Origin of the sequence: Glaciecola siphonariae (genome assembly GCF_042652645.1) — a bacterium.
Classification (GTDB): Bacteria; Pseudomonadota; Gammaproteobacteria; order Enterobacterales; family Alteromonadaceae; genus Glaciecola; species Glaciecola siphonariae.
Map to the genome: position 1 here is coordinate 1,466,815 of NZ_JBHSGU010000002.1, position 17,656 is coordinate 1,484,470.

A 17,656-nucleotide genomic window follows, 5' to 3' on the forward strand; every position below is an offset into this window, starting at 1 on the left:
TACGAGAATTAATGTATATTACACCATTGTCTTTGATAAATTAAACACGATTGTATTTGGGCACGTAATTTGAGCACATTGAGTTCATCAGCATTTTCAACTTTCGCTAGCACCGGCGCGCGCTGGCTCGACGCTATTGACCGCGCAGTATGGCCGGTTCAGTCTGAAGTTGATAACGAGACATTGACCCATTACTTTTATCAGCGCTATCCAAAAAACCTGAGTACAGATGAGCTCAAGCAGTGGTGTCAACTGCAAGCAGAAGTGCTCGCTCCTTTTCCCACTTCTTATCACTACATGCATCGCAGCGCACAAGGCCTGCATGTGTGGTTTAGCCCTTCTCCTCTAAACGGTATTCCTGAGACTGCAGCGCAGAGCGCGATGAGCAATGGTCGGCATGTTGTTAAAGGCGAACGCTACCATTACCTGCAAACTTGGCAAGACAACATTCTCATAAGTTGTTTTGAGCTTCAGCACCCAAGTCAACAACAAACGCAAGATGCCGTGGACATCCCCACACAACATTATGGTTGGGCGAGCGAGAGAAAGCTTGCCAGCCATGCAAAAACGCCGTTGTTTTGGGCGGGTGTAAGCAGCGTTTTATTTGTGGTAACGATGCTATTTATTGCAGGTAGCGCGTTAATGACATCAAGCCAAACCGCTCTGCTGAGTGCAAAAAGTGACGAACTATCTGAGCTGGTCGGCCCTAAATTAAATGAGCAAAGCACCCTTACTGCTTATGTAAATCGGGTTAATCACATCACTGGCTTGCAGCGCGAAAACGCATTTTTACCCGAAGCTATTGCCATCGCCTTTACCTTACTGCCTAGCAGTCAGCGAATAACCGTACAAAGCATACTGTGGCAAAACAACAGCTTGAATTTAGATATTCAGGGCAATGCCATAGACATTACCTCTATTATTGCTGAGGCCGAAAACAACGAACAAATACTGCGCGCCAACATTCGTCCTCAGGGCAACGAAGATACATGGGTGCTAGAGGTAGCGTTTCAATGATTGCAAAGCTACAAGAGCAACTAAAGCAATCAGAGTCAATGCAGTCTTTGCATAGTAACGTGCGCTTGCAGTGGATGCTGCTGTTGATTTTGCTTCTGGTTTTTGTGTATGTAGCCAAACTAAGTTACGACAGCTTAGATGAAAACAAACGCGCACTTTCGCAGCAGGCCCAGCTGTATTCAAAACTACTCGCGACCTTCGAGGCGGATATTGATGCACAGACAATTTCACAATGGGAAGACCTGCACAACGAAACGCTAAACGCCTTACCTAAAGCAAGCGCCGCTAATATTGCGGAGGCTAGCGCGCTAGCCACGGTTGAAGCCAGTCTAGCTAAGCTTCTTGTGCGCTCTCGCTTGAATTTATTGGGCAGTGAAGAAAAAGTGATCAGCGGCCACACCTTCTACAAAGTACGCCTTGAAATAAGCGGTCGCTTGCCTACTGAAAACTTTGTTCAATTCTTGCAGATACTTGAAAATAATCGACACCAAGTGCTGGTGCAAACAATGAATTATTCGCCGCGTACGTCTAACACCATCGCCTTAGTGGTAGATGTTATTTTTAGTGGTGAAAAGTTGTAATGATTAGAGTCTGGACATTTATACTGGTAGTGTTATTCATAAGTTTGGGACTAGGCTTATGGCATGGCTATGAAACCGTACCGCAGCAGTCCAAAACAAATACCGTGATACCGTCGGTGCAGAGCAGTCAGCAGCAGCAGTGGGTCGAAAAGATTGCCGCTTTTGCGCAATTTGCACCGCCAGCACCTGCGCCGCAAGAAGACACTGATGCGAACACGCCTGATGCCTCAATAAAAAAATCGGGCATTGAACAAGCGTCGCTTGTGGGTATTTTTATCGAACAAGAAGCGAGCGCGATTGTGCTGACCATACAAGATACCGAATCGGGCGCCTCGCAGCCAAAGGCAAAACGATTCAAGGTAGGACAGACATTTGACCAACAGTGGCGTTTGCAAAGCATAAACACAACCTACATTACGTGGGTTAACCAAAGCAGTGAAGAAATCCTTACTATGCATTTGTTTACTCCTTCAACCGCAGAAAATTGAGCACCAAATTGAGCACTGTACTGAGCATGAGAACATTATCTAATTTTAAGCGTCCGGGTTTGCAGTTTTGCACACGGGTAAGTGTGCTAAGCCTATGTATTTTTATTGCAAGTTGCGCAAATATGCGGGGCCCTGCTTATCAGCTTTCAAAAAACGATCAAGAAACCTTTAGCAAGCCCCTGCGTGCACAAATTGAGCGTAGTGAAGCTGCCAACAACCAGCTTGAGGGTGTTGCCAGCAGCGAAAACTCTGAACCTGCGTATCAGGTATCATCCGGGCCCAGTTTAAGCATAAGTCAGCAGGCAAATGTTGCGTCTGACACGGTCATGCCGTCGTTATCGAACACTAAAAAGATAGAGCGTTTGGCCTTTAATAATATGCCGGTGGGCGTATTCATTAACGAGGTATTTGGCAATCAATTGGGGCTGAGTTTTATCGTGCAGCCTCAAGTCAAACAGGCCAACGACCTTGTAACAATGCGCTTAGCCAACCCACTCAGTGAGCAGGCGCTATATAAAGTTGCCACGCAGACTCTGCAGTCTTATGGCGTGTCGACTGCTTTGCAAGATGATATTCTAACCTTTGGCTTTTCACCTGAGGCATCAGCGGGTGATACGCCTTTATTGATTAGTGGTAGAGCGCTGCCCGATGTGCCGCCCACCAATCGTCCATTGTTTTACGTCTATCCTTTACAGGCGCTTTCAACGCCTAATGTGCGCAGCTATCTTACTCAGTTGTTTAAACGAAATGAGCTCGAAGTTAATGAGGACTCTTTTAGCAATTCACTTATTCTGATTGGCAGTAAAGCAAAGATTGAGCAAGCGATTGCGGCCATTCAACTGTTTGACCGTCCGTCGATGATTGAAATGCACAGCCGTGTCATCACGCCTTCTGTTTCCACCGCAAGACAGCTGGCGGCTAACCTAGAGAGTATTCTGGCGAGTGAGGGTTTCTCGGTAAGGCAAGGCACTACAGTGTCTACGGGTTCAGCTATTAGACTGCTGCCGCTTGAAAGCTCAGGTCAGGTTATTTTGTTTGCCAAAAGTAAAGAAATAGCCAACCACGTACTCAACTGGGTTGAAAAAATTGAGGTGAAAGAACAGAGCGAAATCGAACAAGGCTTGTTCAGTTACGGTGTGCAGAGCACGCTTGCCTCGCACATTGTGAGCATTCTTAATAACCTCGGTGTAGCTAACGCTGTCGGCATTCAAAATACTCCCTCGAACCAAGACAATATTGGCAATAGTGACAACACAAGTAGTCGTCAACAAAACAATCTAGGAAATAACCGGAATAATAACGGTAATAACAACGACGAGCTATTAGGCAGATTTACGGTAGATGAGTCTTTAAATACCATTTTATTTAGCGGCAGCGGCAAACAGTGGCTGCAAATATTACCTATCATTAAACGCCTCGACAAACCAGCGCCATCAGTCATGGTAGAGGTGATTTTAGTAGAGGTTCAGCTAAACGACAACGAAGAAACTGGCGTAGAATGGCTCGCCAATTCAAGCCTTGGGGATTTTGGCCTAAGCTTTGGAACATTAGGACGTTTGGGTATTGAAGGAACCGGACTAGGACTGGGCTTAGTAAATAGCGCAGGGCAAACCAGAGCCGTTATTAACGCGTTTTATGAAAACCGACGAGCCAATATACGTTCTCGTCCTCGCATCATGGTAAAAAGCGGCGGCGAGGCGTCTATTGATGTCGGCAACGAGATCCCCATTGTAACCTCGCAAGCACAGGCGGTTACAGATGGCGACGCGCCAATCATAGCAACCAATGGCTATCGTAAAACGGGCGTCATACTAGATATTAAACCAACCGTTCATGCCTCTGGCTTTGTCGATATCGACATTAAACAAGAGCTGAGTGAAGCGGCAGACAACGGCGGAGAAGGCAACCCCACCATTTTAAATCGCAGCCTGGAGACAACCGTAACATTGCGCGATGGGGGTTCTGTATTAATTGGCGGCTTAATTTCATCAACTACCTCAGAGGGCCAGCGCGGCGTGCCCATCTTAGGAAAGTTACCCCTCATTGGTAATTTATTTAGAACAAACAGTAATAATCAGGATCGCACGGAACTTATGGTCATGATTATACCCTATATACTGTCATCTCCCGATGAAGCGGAATCACTTACCGATGAACTGCAACAGAGCAGACTACAATTTTTGGAGATTGAATAAAGATATGAAACAAGCATTGTTAAGCCTCGTCGTATCAGGCTTGTTAATTGGCTCAGCCGCTGCCGGTGCGCACGAGCACACTACCAAAGTAGACTTACCAAGCTTTAAATGCGGTGATGAATTACTGCCAACCATCGATTTATTAGGTCGCGGCACAGACTTTCCGGCGTTTTTGGTGCAAGACATTGAAGCTGAGTTAATAAGGCAAGACAGTAAAGCTGCATTACTGGAGATTGAGTGCAGCGGAAAGCCAAAAATTACGGGCGTATTCAAAGACGTGCAGGTAGAGTCTGGCACTGAGCGAGCGCTTGATGAGCTTACGGTAACATTTCCTGTTAAAACATTAGTTTTTACCGGCGAAATCAACTGGATAATGCACTTGGAGCACGGCTATGAAGTATCTGGCCTGAGTACTACCTCACCTAAGGTCATACAGTCTTTTAACGTCGTAGAAACGCTGAATGAGGACGGTACACCGCTAAAAGGCAGCAGAATACAGGTAATAAAGCCGCCGAGCGATAGCGTGTCTATTCAACCATCGAGTCAGCAATAGCCCGCGCAGTAAAAATTAGCGTAAGGGCATCCACCACTGTTGGTTATCTAGATACCAATTAATGGTTTTTTCGATACCCGTTTGAAACGACTCTTTAGGTATATAAGCCAGCTCCTCCGTTGATTTAGTAGCATCAATGGCGTAGCGACGGTCGTGACCTGCTCGGTCTTTTACATAAGTTATTAGAGACTGCGCATTATTAACTGCCGCTTGTGTAGCCAATGGAAAACGCTCTTTCAATGCTGGATTATTCGCAAAGGCAGCATTCACTAATTCGCACACTAAGTTAACAATATCAATGTTGGCCCACTCGTTGTGTCCACCAATATTGTAATTCTCACCCAAGCGTCCTTTTTTGAGCACAAGATCTATGCCCCTAGCGTGGTCTTCTACGTATAGCCAATCTCGTATTTGTTGACCATCTCCATAAATGGGCAGTGCTTGGTCGTGCAGAATATTGGTGATAACCAAAGGAATGAGCTTTTCAGGAAAATGGTACGGACCGTAATTATTTGAGCAATTACTTGTGGTTACGTTTAAACCATAAGTGTGGTGATAAGCCCGAACTAGATGGTCGCTCGCTGCCTTACTTGCAGAGTAAGGCGAGTTAGGGGCGTATGCAGTTTCTTCTGTGAAGGCTGGGTCATCAGGCTCAAGTGTGCCATAAACCTCATCGGTGCTAACATGATGAAATCGATGCTCGGCATATTTTTCTTTAGCTGATTGCGTATCGTCCAACCAAACTCTTTTAGCAGCTTTAAGCAATGAGTATGTGCCCAGAATATTAGTTTCAATAAAGGCATCCGGGCCTGTAATTGAGCGGTCAACATGGGATTCAGCTGCAAAGTGCACAATCGTATCGATGTTGTGCTGTTCAAGCAAGGATGCAACTAATTCGGTGTCAACAATATCGCCTTTAACGAAGCTAAACTGCGGATTATCGTTCAGCGCGTTCAAAGATGACAAATTTCCTGCGTAAGTTAACGCGTCTAATACAAGCACCTTATCTTGAGGATAGGTCTCACACCAATAATGAACAAAGTTTGCGCCAATAAAACCCGCTCCGCCTGTAACCAATAAATGTTTTGCCATGATTAACCTTTTTGAATTTGTTGTAAAACTTCACGCAAGGCATCTTGCCAATGCGGTAAACAAAGAGTCGGTAACGCGCTTTTTAAGGACGCCTTGCTCATTACGCTATAGAAGGGACGCTTTGCAGGGGTCACAAAAGCTGCCGCGCTCACCGGCTCAATGGGCACGCTTTTGCTGAGCATGCCAAGCGCCAATGCTTGCTGCTGTATGTTTACTGCAAAATCATACCAGCTAGCAACGCCTTCGTCGGTGCAATGATGCGTACCGGTTATTTTATTTTGCGCCGCTAATAAACATGCTTTTGCCAAGCTTGCGGCAGATGTGGGCGAGCCAATCTGCTCATCAATCACGGTCAATGCCGGCTTTGATGCCATCAACATCAGCATCGTTTTAACAAAGTTTTTGCCACTTGCAGAATAGACCCAACTAGTGCGAATAATACAGCTGTTATGCAAATAGCGCACGTTGATGATTTGTTCACCTGCAGCCTTAGTCCGTCCGTACGCATTAAGCGGTGCAATCTGATCTTCTGGCAAATACGGACTGCCTTTATCACCGGCAAAAACATAGTCGGTCGATACGTGCACAAAATGGATATTTTGTTTCGCGCACTCCTTCGCGATATTTTCAACCGCATGCGCGTTCATGGCAAGAGCATCATCGTAGTCGCTCTCGGCCTGGTCAACAGCCGTATACGCAGATGCATTGATTACTGCATCTGGTTTGCACTCGGCGAACACGCGCGCTATGTCGTGGGTGTCAAACACATCAACTTGCTCACGGCCAAAACATGTGATTGCCTGCTCAGCATTGTTTAAGGCTGCAAGAGCGCAAGCGAGCTGTCCAGATTTTCCAATTACAAGAATCATATTTGTCCTGTTGAGCATGCCGAACAATTAAATGCTCCGCTTTGTTTGCTTCTTGTTATTTGTTGTTCGTTGATTGCTGACTGCTGACTTCGCTTTCTACTATCATGATTGCGGCTTATCAAATAAGCGCTTAATCAAAAACGGGAGCGTCAGCAAGCGCATACCCCTGGGCATCTTTTGATGAAGTAATAGGTGCTTCACCCGCAAAGGGCCAGTCAATTTTTAGCGTTGGATCATCAAAGGCGAGCGACACTTCTGACGCTGGATGATAATAATCGGTGCACTTGTAAACAAATTCGGCGCTGTCACTTATCACGTAAAAGCCATGTGCAAATCCAGCAGGCACCCATAACTGGCGTGCATTTTGTGCCGAAAGCTCTACACCAAACCACGTTCCAAAGGTTTTACTGCTTTTGCGCATATCAACAGCAACGTCATAAACAGCACCGGAGGTAACGCGAACCAATTTCCCTTGTGTTTGCTCCAGTTGATAATGCAAACCTCGCAGTATACCGTGAGCAGACTTACTATGGTTGTCTTGAACGAATTCGACATCCGCACAATGCTCTTTGAACCAATCTACCCGAAAGGTTTCCATAAAAAAGCCACGTTCGTCTCCAAAGACCTTTGGCTGGATAATTTTTACATCGGCGATGGGTGAGCTTATTACTTCCATTTATTTAATTTTCTCTTCTAATATCTTATGCAAATAATTGCCATAGCCACTTTTTAATAACTTCTTCGCATGTTGCTCTAGCGTTTGTGCATCTATAAACCCCTTGCGATAGGCTATTTCTTCAGGACAACATATTTTTAGGCCTTGGCGTTTTTCAATATTGGCAATGAAGTTTGCTGCATCAAGCAGGCTGTCTATAGTACCGGTATCTAGCCATGCAGAGCCGCGTCCCATTAGCTCAACGCTAAGCTTGCCTTGCTCTAAATACATCGTATTTAAGTCTGTGATTTCAAGTTCACCACGCTTTGAAGGTTTGATTTGTTTTGCGTAATCAACCACCTGATTATCATAAAAATAAAGGCCGGTAACTGCGTAATTAGACTTTGGCTTGAGGGGTTTTTCTTCAATGGAAAGCGCGCGCCAATCGTCGTCAAAATCAACTACGCCATAGCGTTCTGGGTCGGTGACATGGTAGCCAAATACAGTTGCGCCTTCGGTTTGCTTACTGGTATTAGCCAGAGAAAGCTGTAAATCGTGGCCGTAAAATAAATTGTCGCCAAGAACTAATGTACATGAATCGTTGGCGATGAACTGCTCACCAATGAGAAAGGCCTGCGCCAAACCATCTGGTGACGGTTGCTCAGCGTAGCTTAAATTTAAGCCCCATGCACTGCCATCACCAAGCAAGGCTTGAAAACGAGGGAGTTCGTCAGGGGTCGATATAATCAAAATATCGCGAATATTAGCCAGCATCAGGGTCGACAGTGGATAGTAAATCATCGGCTTATCGTAAACCGGCATCAATTGTTTGCTCACCACTTGCGTAAGAGGGTGTAAGCGTGTGCCAGAGCCACCTGCTAAAATGATTCCCTTTCTCATTTCCGTTTCCTTATTTTAACTCGTCTGCAGTGGCAATAATGAGCTTAGCCACGCCAAAAATAATAATCAGAGTCACAAACAACAGCGAAATGTTATAAAACACTCTAGGGTATTTTGCGTCCTCTGGCAGTGTAGGTGACTCTACTAGTACTAAGTATTTGATCTGTTGATAGGCGTCCATGCGCGATGCCTCAAGGCTTACCTTAGATGCGCTGTAGGACTGCAGCGCAAACTCCATATCAATTTTGTAATCACTAAACTTTGCCAAGATGTCATTTACACCCACTTCATTACCATTGCGAGAAACCTGCTCGCTGCCCGCATTGGTCAGGCGATTGCGTTCAGCGCGCAGTTGGCGCTTTAGGCTTTCAAGCTGCTCGCGCATTTTCACCACCATGGGGGCTTGCTCGCTCATACTGCCTTTGAGTGCACTTAATTCAGCCGATTTAGCAGCAATTTGTGATTCTAGCGCGAAGGTGATCTGCTGCAAGGCCGCACCCTCGGCCTCAGGGTCGAGAAGATTGTACTCTCTTTGAAACTTAAGCAAGCGGCTTTGCGCCTCTTGCAAGCGTTGTTCAACCCGAGCGTGTTCTGATTCGATAAACGTTAGCTGCGCTTTTGCTAGATTTAGCCCTATTTCGTTTATAAACCACTCAGCGCGATCAGTTATGGCTTTGTTCAAAGCTTGTGCAAATTCAGCGTCAAAGGCGGTGACGCTCACGGTTAAAATAGAGGACGCCGCATCGATGCTCACGCTCACCTTTTTACTTAAATAAGTAAGCTTATCTTCAAGAGTGGCATCAGCGTCTAAGCGGCTAAAATAATCAAACTCACGGCTACTATAGTGCTCTACTAAGTCGACATTCTGCTCTAAGTAAATCAACATGTCTGCCGAGAAAATATAGGCTTTAACCAGCTCGGTATCGTTGCGCCCACCGCCATTGCCGAGACCGCCTAAGAGCGCGAAGGCTGGGTCAATTGCCGCCATTGGCTTATCGCTTTGCTGCACCAATAGCTGTGCTTGACTCACATAGCCAGAGCTTGCAAGCAAAACCAAATAAAAAGAATAAATAGCCACTGGCACTAGCACAAACAATAACAGTGCACGTTTTTTTGCGAAATCAAGATAGCGCTTCGCACCCGATACTTCCTGGGGCGCTGTTTTTACCTGTGACTTATTTTTCTGGGTGATGTTTGACGGTGCGGTATTTTCAACTTCCCATTTTAGCTCTAAGCTTTTAATCGCCTCCAGCACCTTAGGCTTATCGCGATTAAGCATCCGTAAGCGAGCCAGTAAACGCTGAACAATAACTGGCTCGGTCATCATCAGACGCTCAACCTCAGACATCAAAAACTCGGTGTTCTCGAACTGTCCCGGCTTGAGTGATTCAATATACTTGTTCTGAATGACTTGTTTTTCTTGCTCAGTTAAGCTCACAGTGCCTCGTACCTTTTTATCGCTTCGTCTACATCGTCATAGAACGTTAGTTTACCCTTTTCCATCAAAAGTGCACTATCGCAGAACAGCCTAAGCTCTGGCATTTGGTGACTAATCATGATCACATTCGACTGCTTAGAGCGGTCATAAAGGGCTCGTTGGGCTTTTCTTTTAAACTGAGGGTCACCGACTGAGGTCACCTCATCAATCAAATACACATCAAAATCAATTGCAATGGTGCAAGCAAAGGCTAAACGAGAGCGCATACCGGATGAATAGGTTTTCACGGGCAAGTGATATTTTATGCCCAGCTCAGCAAAGTCAATTACCCTGCGTTCATATTCTGCCACATCAGACACACCATTGACCCTTGCAATAAAACGCGCGTTCTCCCTGCCTGTCATTTGAGGATGAATGCCGGTACCTAAAGCCACTGGCCACGAGATATGTTTGTCGGTGACGATGCGGCCCTTATCAGGGTATTCAGAGCACGCGAGCAAACGGAATAAGGTTGATTTACCGGCACCGTTTTTGCCTAATAGAGCGATGTTATGGCCACTTGGAATGTCAAAAGATAGGTCTTCAAACACGTATTGATTGCCTAGTTTACTTGGATAGTACTTAGTGACATTTTTAAGGCTAATCATTGACCCAATGCCCGCTTCCAAGTTGCTCGGTAAAAAACCAACGCGATGAAGGTAGTGACCATCGTTACTTCAATCACATAAGCTTGACTCACGCCCACCTCATTATAAGAACTGTAGGCCGCACCTCTACTCAGCTCAATAGCATGCAATATCGGATTCCAGTCTAAGGCCCACCAAATTTCTGGCGGGAAATCCCTGAGTGAGAAAAACACGCCGGAGATAAAAAATAAGGGGCGCGTTAATAAGGAGAATACTTTGTCCATCTCAGGGATAAATGCGCTAACAAGCCCACAAATTAAACCTAGAGACATTGAAAATAAACAAAGCGAAAATAAATTGAGGATCACCAAAAGGGGGTCATCTAAGCGAAGTTCAATACTCAAAAAGTACATAATCACGGCCATACATAATATGACGAATAGCTTAACCACGCCCTCAAATAAGCCTGCTGCAATCACCGGGCTAATGGGCTGAACTTGACGAAACGCAAATAAAGGTTTGCTGCGCTTTATACCGTTTGAACTCGACTGAAAGACCTGTAAAAACAGTTGAATAATAACAAGGCCATAAGCCATAAACACAAAAGTAGGCATTGAATATGTCTCGCCGCCATCTAGCCTGCCGCGAATGAAAGACAAAATGAAGATAAAGGAAACAGGCTGAATAATCGCCCAACTTAAACCGAACTTATCAGCAAAGCTGGTTCGAACCTGCCGCACCATGAGGGAAAATATAACATCTTTCCATATTTGCCATTTGCTGCGACGTAAAAGCGTGGTCATGATTAATTGGTAGCTACGTTAGCAGCCACAGCAATTTGAAATATGATCTGAGTAATGTCTTTGACGGTTTGCATCAGTTTGCTGTCGACTTTTGGCAGAATCAAGATTTGGTCACCCGGCTGAAGCGCTCTTGCGCTGTTCTGACTAAACCAAGGACCGCCATCATCGATAAGCGTTGTTGCACCATTTGCATGCACCAGCAAGAACGTCGCTTTGTTGGCTCTGTCAGTAAAACCGCCTGCAAGGCCGATATACTGCTCAATGGTACGTCCTTCTTGATATACAATAGCCTGCGGCAGCATTACCTCGCCCGCTACATTGACTAAATCGCTATAGGGAGGAATAACGACTTCATCGCCCTGCTCTAGTCTAATATTTGCAACCTGCCCGTCTACCGCTACCACTACACGGCCAAGCGGTTCAATCTTTCTCGCCCTTTCGATAAACTCTGAAACCAGCTGCGCTTCCTGAGCCCGGAGCCTTGCCTCCCCGTCGGAAGATGCAGGCGCGGTAAAAATGCTGCGCTCCAAACGGTCAAGCGCATCATCTAGCAACCTTTTTTGCTCTTGTTTAACACTTTCTCTAAGAATGTAGACCGCGTCAATATTAGCTTGGCTTGGCTCTACGGGCACAGAAGCTAATAAATCGTGCAGTCGGGCTGAATTATCTAATGCGTAAAAAGAAGGACCAAGGTAACTGCCCGCTAACATAACGCTGATAACTTGCGCTCGCAGGTCGTCATTGAAAAGAAGCGTATCGCCGTCTTGAACAGTAAAGTTTGAAAAACTATCTAAGGTTAAATAACGTGCTATGGGCTGCTGACTACGCACACCCGTTATCGACACATGGGTCACATCTACGTCAGGACGCACAAGCTTTAACACTCCCGCACCATCTACTTGCGGCGCGTTCAGTTCGTAAGACCTTGGCGTTGATTCAACCCCTTCAACAACAACACTCGGCCCGCGAGGGTTTACCAGTACAACATCACCGTCTTTGAACGCATGGCTTGACAAGCGGCCGCTCAACATAAAGTCATATAAATCGATACTTGCGACCACGGCTTGCTCACGAATGATATCAATTTGTCGATAGCTACCTCGCGCGGGCAAAATGCCGCCGGCCTGCTGCAAATAAAATAAGATACTGTCGGAAGCTGAACCTGCGTATTGCCCAGGACGTTCAACATTTCCGGTAACGAAAACGCCAACCGGCGTCGATGCCAGTAAGTTTACGTAAATGTTTACGTTATCAGTGTAAATTTGCTTTACTCTGGCAGTAACCGCTTCATTTAAGTTTTGAGCGCGCAAACCTGCCACTTGAATAGGTCCGATGCTGGGAACAAAAATGTTACCTTGATTATCAACAATATGAACATTAGCTGAATCCACCGCACCCCATAGCTGAATAGAAATTTTATCGCCAGGGGCAATCAGATATTCAGGATTGACCGTAGCACGCTGCCGAGCTGCGGTGTTTTTCTCAAATAAATTGGCACCAAATGGCGTTATTTCCTGGTCTGTCGACCCATTGTTTCTAAGCGGCAGGAGTCGTTCAGAGTTTTGTGATTTGATATAGGATTCAAGGGGAATGTCGGCAGAAGCGGCTGCTTGTTCTTGCGCTTGGGCAAGTTGCTCAGCAGATTGGGCGTTAGTATGTGAGCTGTATATACACAAGAGCAATGAAATAGTGAGCGCGAATATTCTCATTGTTATTCCTGTAGTAATCCGGATAGTCTGCGCACTTGCCCATCTTGCCGACTGTAGCAAAAGCGCACTAGTTTTGCGCTACGAACAGATTCAGTGGCTATAGCACATGACTCACCGAGCGCCGAATGATAATTGCCAAGGACTTGAAAGGTGCGTCCGTCGAAAACAAGCGTTTGATTGAATGTGGCGTCGTGTGTAGGGGCAACCGTTTTTGAAGCCTGTAGCGGCGCCTTATTGCTAGCACAGGCCTGCAACGCGCTAGCGGCCAAAACCACCAGCAATATATTTTGTAATTTCAAACCTACAACAACCCTAAGCGCCTAACAAATCGCAAGATTTTCCATATATGCATGATAATCGCGGTGTATATGACTTGCAACACAATAAAGCCGTAAAACATGATTGTTTCTGGCACAGCATAGAGCTCAGAGAGCACCGCAACAATAGCAAATAAACTGCCTATGAATAATAAGCCTAGAAGTGACTGGAACTGCGTAAGGCCGGCGCGCATGAATATGTTATGCAAATGTTGACGATCGGCTTTGAGCATGGACTGCCCTTTTCGAGCTCGGCGAAACATAATTGCGGCCATATCCATTAACGGAAGGCCAATTAGCCAGACAGCAGTGATAGGGCGAATAGACGCTTCAGACGAGTTAGTATGTTCCACCAACAGCCACACAATGGCTAATCCAATGAACATGCTGCCAGCATCGCCCATAAAGATTTTGTTGCCCTTAAAACCTTTGATACTTAAATTAAAGGCTAAAAAAGGTACCAGCACAGCAATAATGGTTAAGGGTGCGATTAAACTCGTCGATGCGCCATTTGTCATTAAGAGCACGACAACGCTAATCAGTACGATGATACTCATACCGCCGGCGAGCCCGTCAATGCCATCTATCATATTAAAAGCGTTGATTACCCCGACTACACATATCATGGTGAAGAAGTATCCAAGAAGCGGTAGATGAACGTCGCCAAAGCCGAATATATTTCCAAGGTTCAAGATATAATTATCGGCAATGCCTACCATGATACCAGCCACAATAAACTGGCAAATCAAGCGACCTTTCGCGCTTAAATCAAACCTATCATCTAGCATGCCAAGCAGCACTATCATTGCAGCGGCGGTGAGAAACATCGGGTTATTCTTGAATACTACATCGGCTGCAAGGCTGGCAAAAACCACCCCCATAAACATAGCAAAACCGCCCGTAAGCGGTACTATTTCACTGTGTTTTTTGCGATAACTTGGAACATCCACAAGACCTAAAAAATGTGCAAGGGGAGTCATAATCACTAAGAACACTGATGTTATCAAAGCGGCAATGATAATTGGCACATATTCGAAATATGTCATTAAAAATTTCAGTCCTTTTCGCGCAAACCTGCTTTTTTTAGCATTATTATTATCCGTATAAGACTAGCAGCAAATTCCGTTCCAATGTAGCTTATACAACTAAAGGCTTGGTTTATATAGCAATTATTATTTAAATCGTAAAGTCGCTTAGTGCTATGTGTCGTTAATTCAAGACATCTGCTTGTTATATGAGCAGCGCACTTCAAATATGGTGCATATTGTCCTTCTTCTGCTTTTAACTTGCAACCCACTTATTGTTAATAGCATAATGATTTTCGGTTTAGATCACCGACTCTACTATAATTATAAAAAAGGATTCACATGCAAACTAACAAATCCGCAGACACTCGCTTCTTCGGTCATCCGATGGGCCTTGTGACTGTATCGGTCACAGAAATGTGGGAGCGCATGAGCTATTACGGCATGCGAGCGCTACTTGTATTATTCATGACCGCCTCGTTACAAGAAGGTGGAATGGGTTTAACCGTTGCCACCGCGGCTGCCATTTACGGCTTATACACAGGCTCTGTTTACTTTTTTGGTTTACCTGGCGGTTGGCTAGCCGACCGGCTCATTGGCAGTCAAAAAGCGGTTTGGTATGGCGGTATTATTATTATGATTGGTCATATCGTGTTGGCCATACCATCAGATTTTAGTTTTTATGTGGGCTTGATTTTTGTGGTGCTTGGCACCGGCTTATTAAAGCCAAACATCGGGGCGATGGTAGGGCAACTCTACGATCCAAAAGACGCACGCCGCGACAGCGCTTACACCATTTACTACATGGGCATTAATTTAGGCTCAATCATCGGTTATTTTGTGTGTGGTTACCTGCAGGTTAATGCAGGCTATCACTATGCGTTTGGTGCGGCAGCGGTTGGCATGGCACTGGGTTTATTCTTATATCGCTACACTGGACATTATATTGAAGGCGTACTAGATAAACCTACCCAGCCCCTTAGCGAAAAAGGCGCTTACTACACTAAAGTCGGCATTGTTGCCTTTGCTGCCCTCGTAACGCTCATTACTGCTCTTTTGTATGGCGGTGTCATTAGTTTTGACCCCACGTTTGTTGCACAAAAAGTCGCAATTATAATCGCCATCGTGTTTTTCTATGCCTTCGGTGTGAAATTTTTCGCAGGCGGTTTAAACACGGCTGAGAAAAAACAAATGACGGCGCTTTTTCTTATCTGTTTGGCATCTATTTGTTTTTGGGCGGGTTTTGAACAGGCCGGTTCATCGCTTAATCTTTTTGGGCGTGACTACACCGAGCGCATGGTTGGTAGCTTTGAAATTCCGCCTGCTTGGTTTCAGTCTGCAAATTCTATTTTTATTATCGCGCTTTCACCCTTCTTTGCATATCTATGGATGGCGCTTGGAAAACGGATGATTGAACCTAGCTACAGCGTAAAATGTGCGCTTGGCCTTATTATTATGGCCTCAGGGTTTATCGTCATGTTTTTTGCCGCTCAAATAGCGGCTAGCGGCCTCAAGGTAGCACCGTATTGGTTAGTAACTACCTACTTTTTGCATACGGTAGGTGAGCTTTTCCTCAGCCCAGTAGCATTGAGCGCTGTGAGCAAGCTGTCTCCAAAACGTTTTGCAGGGCAAATGATGGGTATTTTTGTTTTAACCTATTCGATGGGCAGCATTATTGCTGGCTTATTTGCAGGACGCTTTGACCCTGAACAAGTCGACCAAATGCCAGGGCTATACATGCAAATTGCTACCTTTAGCATCGCTATTGGCCTAGTGCTTTTGGCGCTTTCATTTATTACCGGTAAGTGGGAAAAGCTAGCGGAAGGACAAAGCTCGTCCTCGGCAGATAAACCCGTTTAGCGTAGGAAAAGTGATACACGTTTTACACACACAAGGGCGATTTTAATCGCCCTTATTTTTATCTTCTGCGTATTGTACAATTCAATTCATAACACAATTACAAATGAGAGCGCGTGAAAGTTTATACCTCCACCAAGAAAATACCCGGCTTAGAAAACATGTCACTACCCCAGCGCATGGCTTTATTGGAGCAGGCCGCTCGTAAAATGACTGTACCTGAAAAAACGCTTCTTAACGTCCTTAAGCTATTTGTACTCATTCCAGTATTTGTACTGTTGCTAAGAGTCGTTGAAAATTGGTGGTCGCTAGCATGGGCTGGGCTGATACTATTGCTGTATCCCCTGTTTGTGAAACCCCTTCAGTATTCAATTAGTGCTAAATACTTAGCTAAAAATAGCAAGGACGAAACATGAAAACGATTTTAGTTACCGGCGGTAGCGGCTATATTGGAAGCCACACGGTTTTGCAGTTATTAGAGGCCGATTATAAGGTTGTGGTGCTTGACAACTTTTCTAATTCCTCATCAGAGAGTTTGTCTCGTGTTGCTAAGCTTTGCGCCAAAAGCCCTATAATTGTTGAGGGTGATATTCGTGATAGCGATTGCCTTAATGCAGTTTTTGAGACCTACCATATCGATTCAGTTATTCATTTCGCCGGCCTAAAGGCAGTGGGTGAATCAGTCGCGAAACCTGCACTGTATTACGAGAACAACGTTTACGGCACGCTTAACCTGTGTAAGGTCATGGCGCAGCATAATGTTAAGAACCTTGTTTTTAGCTCATCGGCAACAGTATATGGTGACCCTGTAGAATTGCCCCTGCATGAGGCATTACCAACGGGCACACCCACTAATCCCTACGGCATGTCGAAACTCATGGTTGAGCTTATGCTGACCGATTTTTACAAAGCTGACGAGGCGTGGAATATTGTTTTATTGCGATATTTTAACCCCGTTGGCGCACATCCATCTGGGCAAATAGGTGAGGATCCAAACGGCATTCCTAACAATCTGATGCCGTTTATTACGCAAGTTGCGACCGGCAAGCGTGAATATCTTAGTGTGTTTGGCGATGATTATGACACTCCAGACGGAACTGGCGTACGTGATTATATTCATGTTGAAGATTTAGCAGATGGTCACCTAAAAGCGCTACATAAAATCGATAACAACGCGGGTTTATTTGTATGTAATTTAGGCACTGGCCAAGGTTATAGCGTGTTAGAGATGGTCAGTGCTTTTGAAAAGGCCAGCGGCAAAAAAGTCCACTATCAGATCACTGAGCGCCGCCCCGGGGATGTTGCCTCATGCTATGCAAACCCTGCGCTGGCAGCAAAAGAACTTGGTTGGCAAGCGCAGCGGGGACTTGCTCAAATGTGCGAAGACTCATGGCGCTGGCAAAGTCAGAACCCTGACGGTTTCCCAAAATAAGTCTGGTCACCGTTGAAGCGGTTCAACAGCAGCGATTTAAGAATAAATAAGCTCAGCTCAGGATAAGAAAAAGTGCAAGTTATTAATATTAAATTCGTA

General features: G+C 45.4%; 18 protein-coding genes. 8 read left to right on the plus strand and 10 right to left on the minus strand.

The annotated features are described in order from the left end of the window. Window positions 1–69: 69 nt before the first annotated feature. The 5 genes from ACFO4O_RS07875 to ACFO4O_RS07895 are packed head-to-tail and all read left to right on the plus strand — an operon-like array spanning window position 70 to window position 4,834. Window positions 70–1,017 carry a hypothetical protein gene (locus ACFO4O_RS07875; RefSeq protein ID WP_382407169.1) on the plus strand — a complete coding sequence of 316 codons (948 nt, stop codon included), beginning with the start codon at window positions 70–72 and terminating at the stop codon, window positions 1,015–1,017. Beyond that, the gene (locus ACFO4O_RS07880; RefSeq protein WP_382407171.1) at window positions 1,014–1,598 is read left to right on the plus strand and encodes a hypothetical protein; all 585 of its coding nucleotides are present in this window, start codon (window positions 1,014–1,016) and stop codon (window positions 1,596–1,598) included. Before ACFO4O_RS07875 ends, ACFO4O_RS07880 begins: the two co-directional genes overlap by 4 nt. Beyond that, window positions 1,598–2,086: a hypothetical protein gene (locus ACFO4O_RS07885; RefSeq protein WP_382407173.1), complete on the plus strand. Its 489-nt coding sequence runs from the start codon at window positions 1,598–1,600 to the stop codon at window positions 2,084–2,086. The genes ACFO4O_RS07880 and ACFO4O_RS07885 overlap by 1 nt, the downstream gene beginning before the upstream one ends. 26 nt (window positions 2,087–2,112) lie before the next feature. After that, a complete protein-coding gene (locus ACFO4O_RS07890; protein ID WP_382407175.1) occupies window positions 2,113–4,281 on the plus strand; it encodes a type II and III secretion system protein in 2,169 nt (722 codons plus the stop codon). Between the two features lie 4 nt (window positions 4,282–4,285). Then, the gene (locus ACFO4O_RS07895) at window positions 4,286–4,834 is read left to right on the plus strand and encodes a hypothetical protein (RefSeq protein WP_382407177.1); all 549 of its coding nucleotides are present in this window, start codon (window positions 4,286–4,288) and stop codon (window positions 4,832–4,834) included. A gap of 15 nt (window positions 4,835–4,849) precedes the next feature. Here ACFO4O_RS07895 and rfbB read toward each other — a convergent pair whose 3' ends face one another. From rfbB to wecA, 10 genes are all read right to left on the minus strand, one after another. Then, entirely contained in the window at window positions 4,850–5,926 is a 1,077-nt protein-coding gene (rfbB, locus tag ACFO4O_RS07900; protein WP_382407179.1) for a dTDP-glucose 4,6-dehydratase, read from the minus strand. Between the two features lie 2 nt (window positions 5,927–5,928). After that, complete coding sequence (gene rfbD / locus ACFO4O_RS07905) at window positions 5,929–6,795, minus strand: dTDP-4-dehydrorhamnose reductase (RefSeq protein ID WP_382407181.1); 867 nt, start codon at window positions 6,793–6,795, stop codon at window positions 5,929–5,931. A gap of 130 nt (window positions 6,796–6,925) precedes the next feature. Then, the gene (gene rfbC, locus ACFO4O_RS07910; RefSeq protein ID WP_382407183.1) at window positions 6,926–7,471 is read right to left on the minus strand and encodes a dTDP-4-dehydrorhamnose 3,5-epimerase; all 546 of its coding nucleotides are present in this window, start codon (window positions 7,469–7,471) and stop codon (window positions 6,926–6,928) included. Beyond that, on the minus strand, window positions 7,472–8,350 hold the full coding sequence (gene rfbA, locus ACFO4O_RS07915) for a glucose-1-phosphate thymidylyltransferase RfbA (protein WP_382407185.1): 879 nt from the start codon (window positions 8,348–8,350) through the stop codon (window positions 7,472–7,474). Window positions 8,351–8,360: 10 nt separating this feature from the next. Continuing rightward, window positions 8,361–9,788, minus strand: coding sequence for a KpsE/RkpR family capsule polysaccharide export protein (locus ACFO4O_RS07920; protein WP_382407187.1), 1,428 nt, complete (start codon window positions 9,786–9,788; stop codon window positions 8,361–8,363). Beyond that, window positions 9,785–10,435 (minus strand): ABC transporter ATP-binding protein, encoded by a 651-nt coding sequence (locus ACFO4O_RS07925; RefSeq protein ID WP_382407189.1) that lies wholly within the window; start codon window positions 10,433–10,435, stop codon window positions 9,785–9,787. The genes ACFO4O_RS07920 and ACFO4O_RS07925 overlap by 4 nt, the downstream gene beginning before the upstream one ends. After that, window positions 10,432–11,217 (minus strand): ABC transporter permease, encoded by a 786-nt coding sequence (locus ACFO4O_RS07930; RefSeq protein ID WP_382407191.1) that lies wholly within the window; start codon window positions 11,215–11,217, stop codon window positions 10,432–10,434. Before ACFO4O_RS07930 ends, ACFO4O_RS07925 begins: the two co-directional genes overlap by 4 nt. Window positions 11,218–11,219: 2 nt before the next feature. Then, on the minus strand, window positions 11,220–12,926 hold the full coding sequence (locus ACFO4O_RS07935) for a polysaccharide biosynthesis/export family protein (RefSeq protein ID WP_382407193.1): 1,707 nt from the start codon (window positions 12,924–12,926) through the stop codon (window positions 11,220–11,222). 2 nt (window positions 12,927–12,928) lie between these two features. Further along, a complete protein-coding gene (locus tag ACFO4O_RS07940) occupies window positions 12,929–13,225 on the minus strand; it encodes a hypothetical protein (RefSeq protein WP_382407195.1) in 297 nt (98 codons plus the stop codon). Window positions 13,226–13,227: 2 nt separating this feature from the next. Beyond that, complete coding sequence (gene wecA / locus ACFO4O_RS07945; protein ID WP_382407197.1) at window positions 13,228–14,289, minus strand: UDP-N-acetylglucosamine--undecaprenyl-phosphate N-acetylglucosaminephosphotransferase; 1,062 nt, start codon at window positions 14,287–14,289, stop codon at window positions 13,228–13,230. A 321-nt stretch (window positions 14,290–14,610) separates the two neighbouring features. Here wecA and ACFO4O_RS07950 point away from each other — a divergent pair, with 321 nt between their 5' ends. The 3 genes from ACFO4O_RS07950 (at window position 14,611) to galE (ending at window position 17,557) form a co-directional block, all read left to right on the plus strand. Then, window positions 14,611–16,128, plus strand: coding sequence for a peptide MFS transporter (locus ACFO4O_RS07950; protein ID WP_382407199.1), 1,518 nt, complete (start codon window positions 14,611–14,613; stop codon window positions 16,126–16,128). Between the two features lie 113 nt (window positions 16,129–16,241). Then, window positions 16,242–16,541, plus strand: a complete 300-nt coding sequence (locus tag ACFO4O_RS07955; RefSeq protein ID WP_382407200.1) for a DUF6170 family protein — start codon at window positions 16,242–16,244, stop codon at window positions 16,539–16,541. After that, the gene (gene galE / locus ACFO4O_RS07960; protein WP_382407202.1) at window positions 16,538–17,557 is read left to right on the plus strand and encodes a UDP-glucose 4-epimerase GalE; all 1,020 of its coding nucleotides are present in this window, start codon (window positions 16,538–16,540) and stop codon (window positions 17,555–17,557) included. Before ACFO4O_RS07955 ends, galE begins: the two co-directional genes overlap by 4 nt. The last annotated feature ends 99 nt before the right edge of the window (window positions 17,558–17,656 follow it).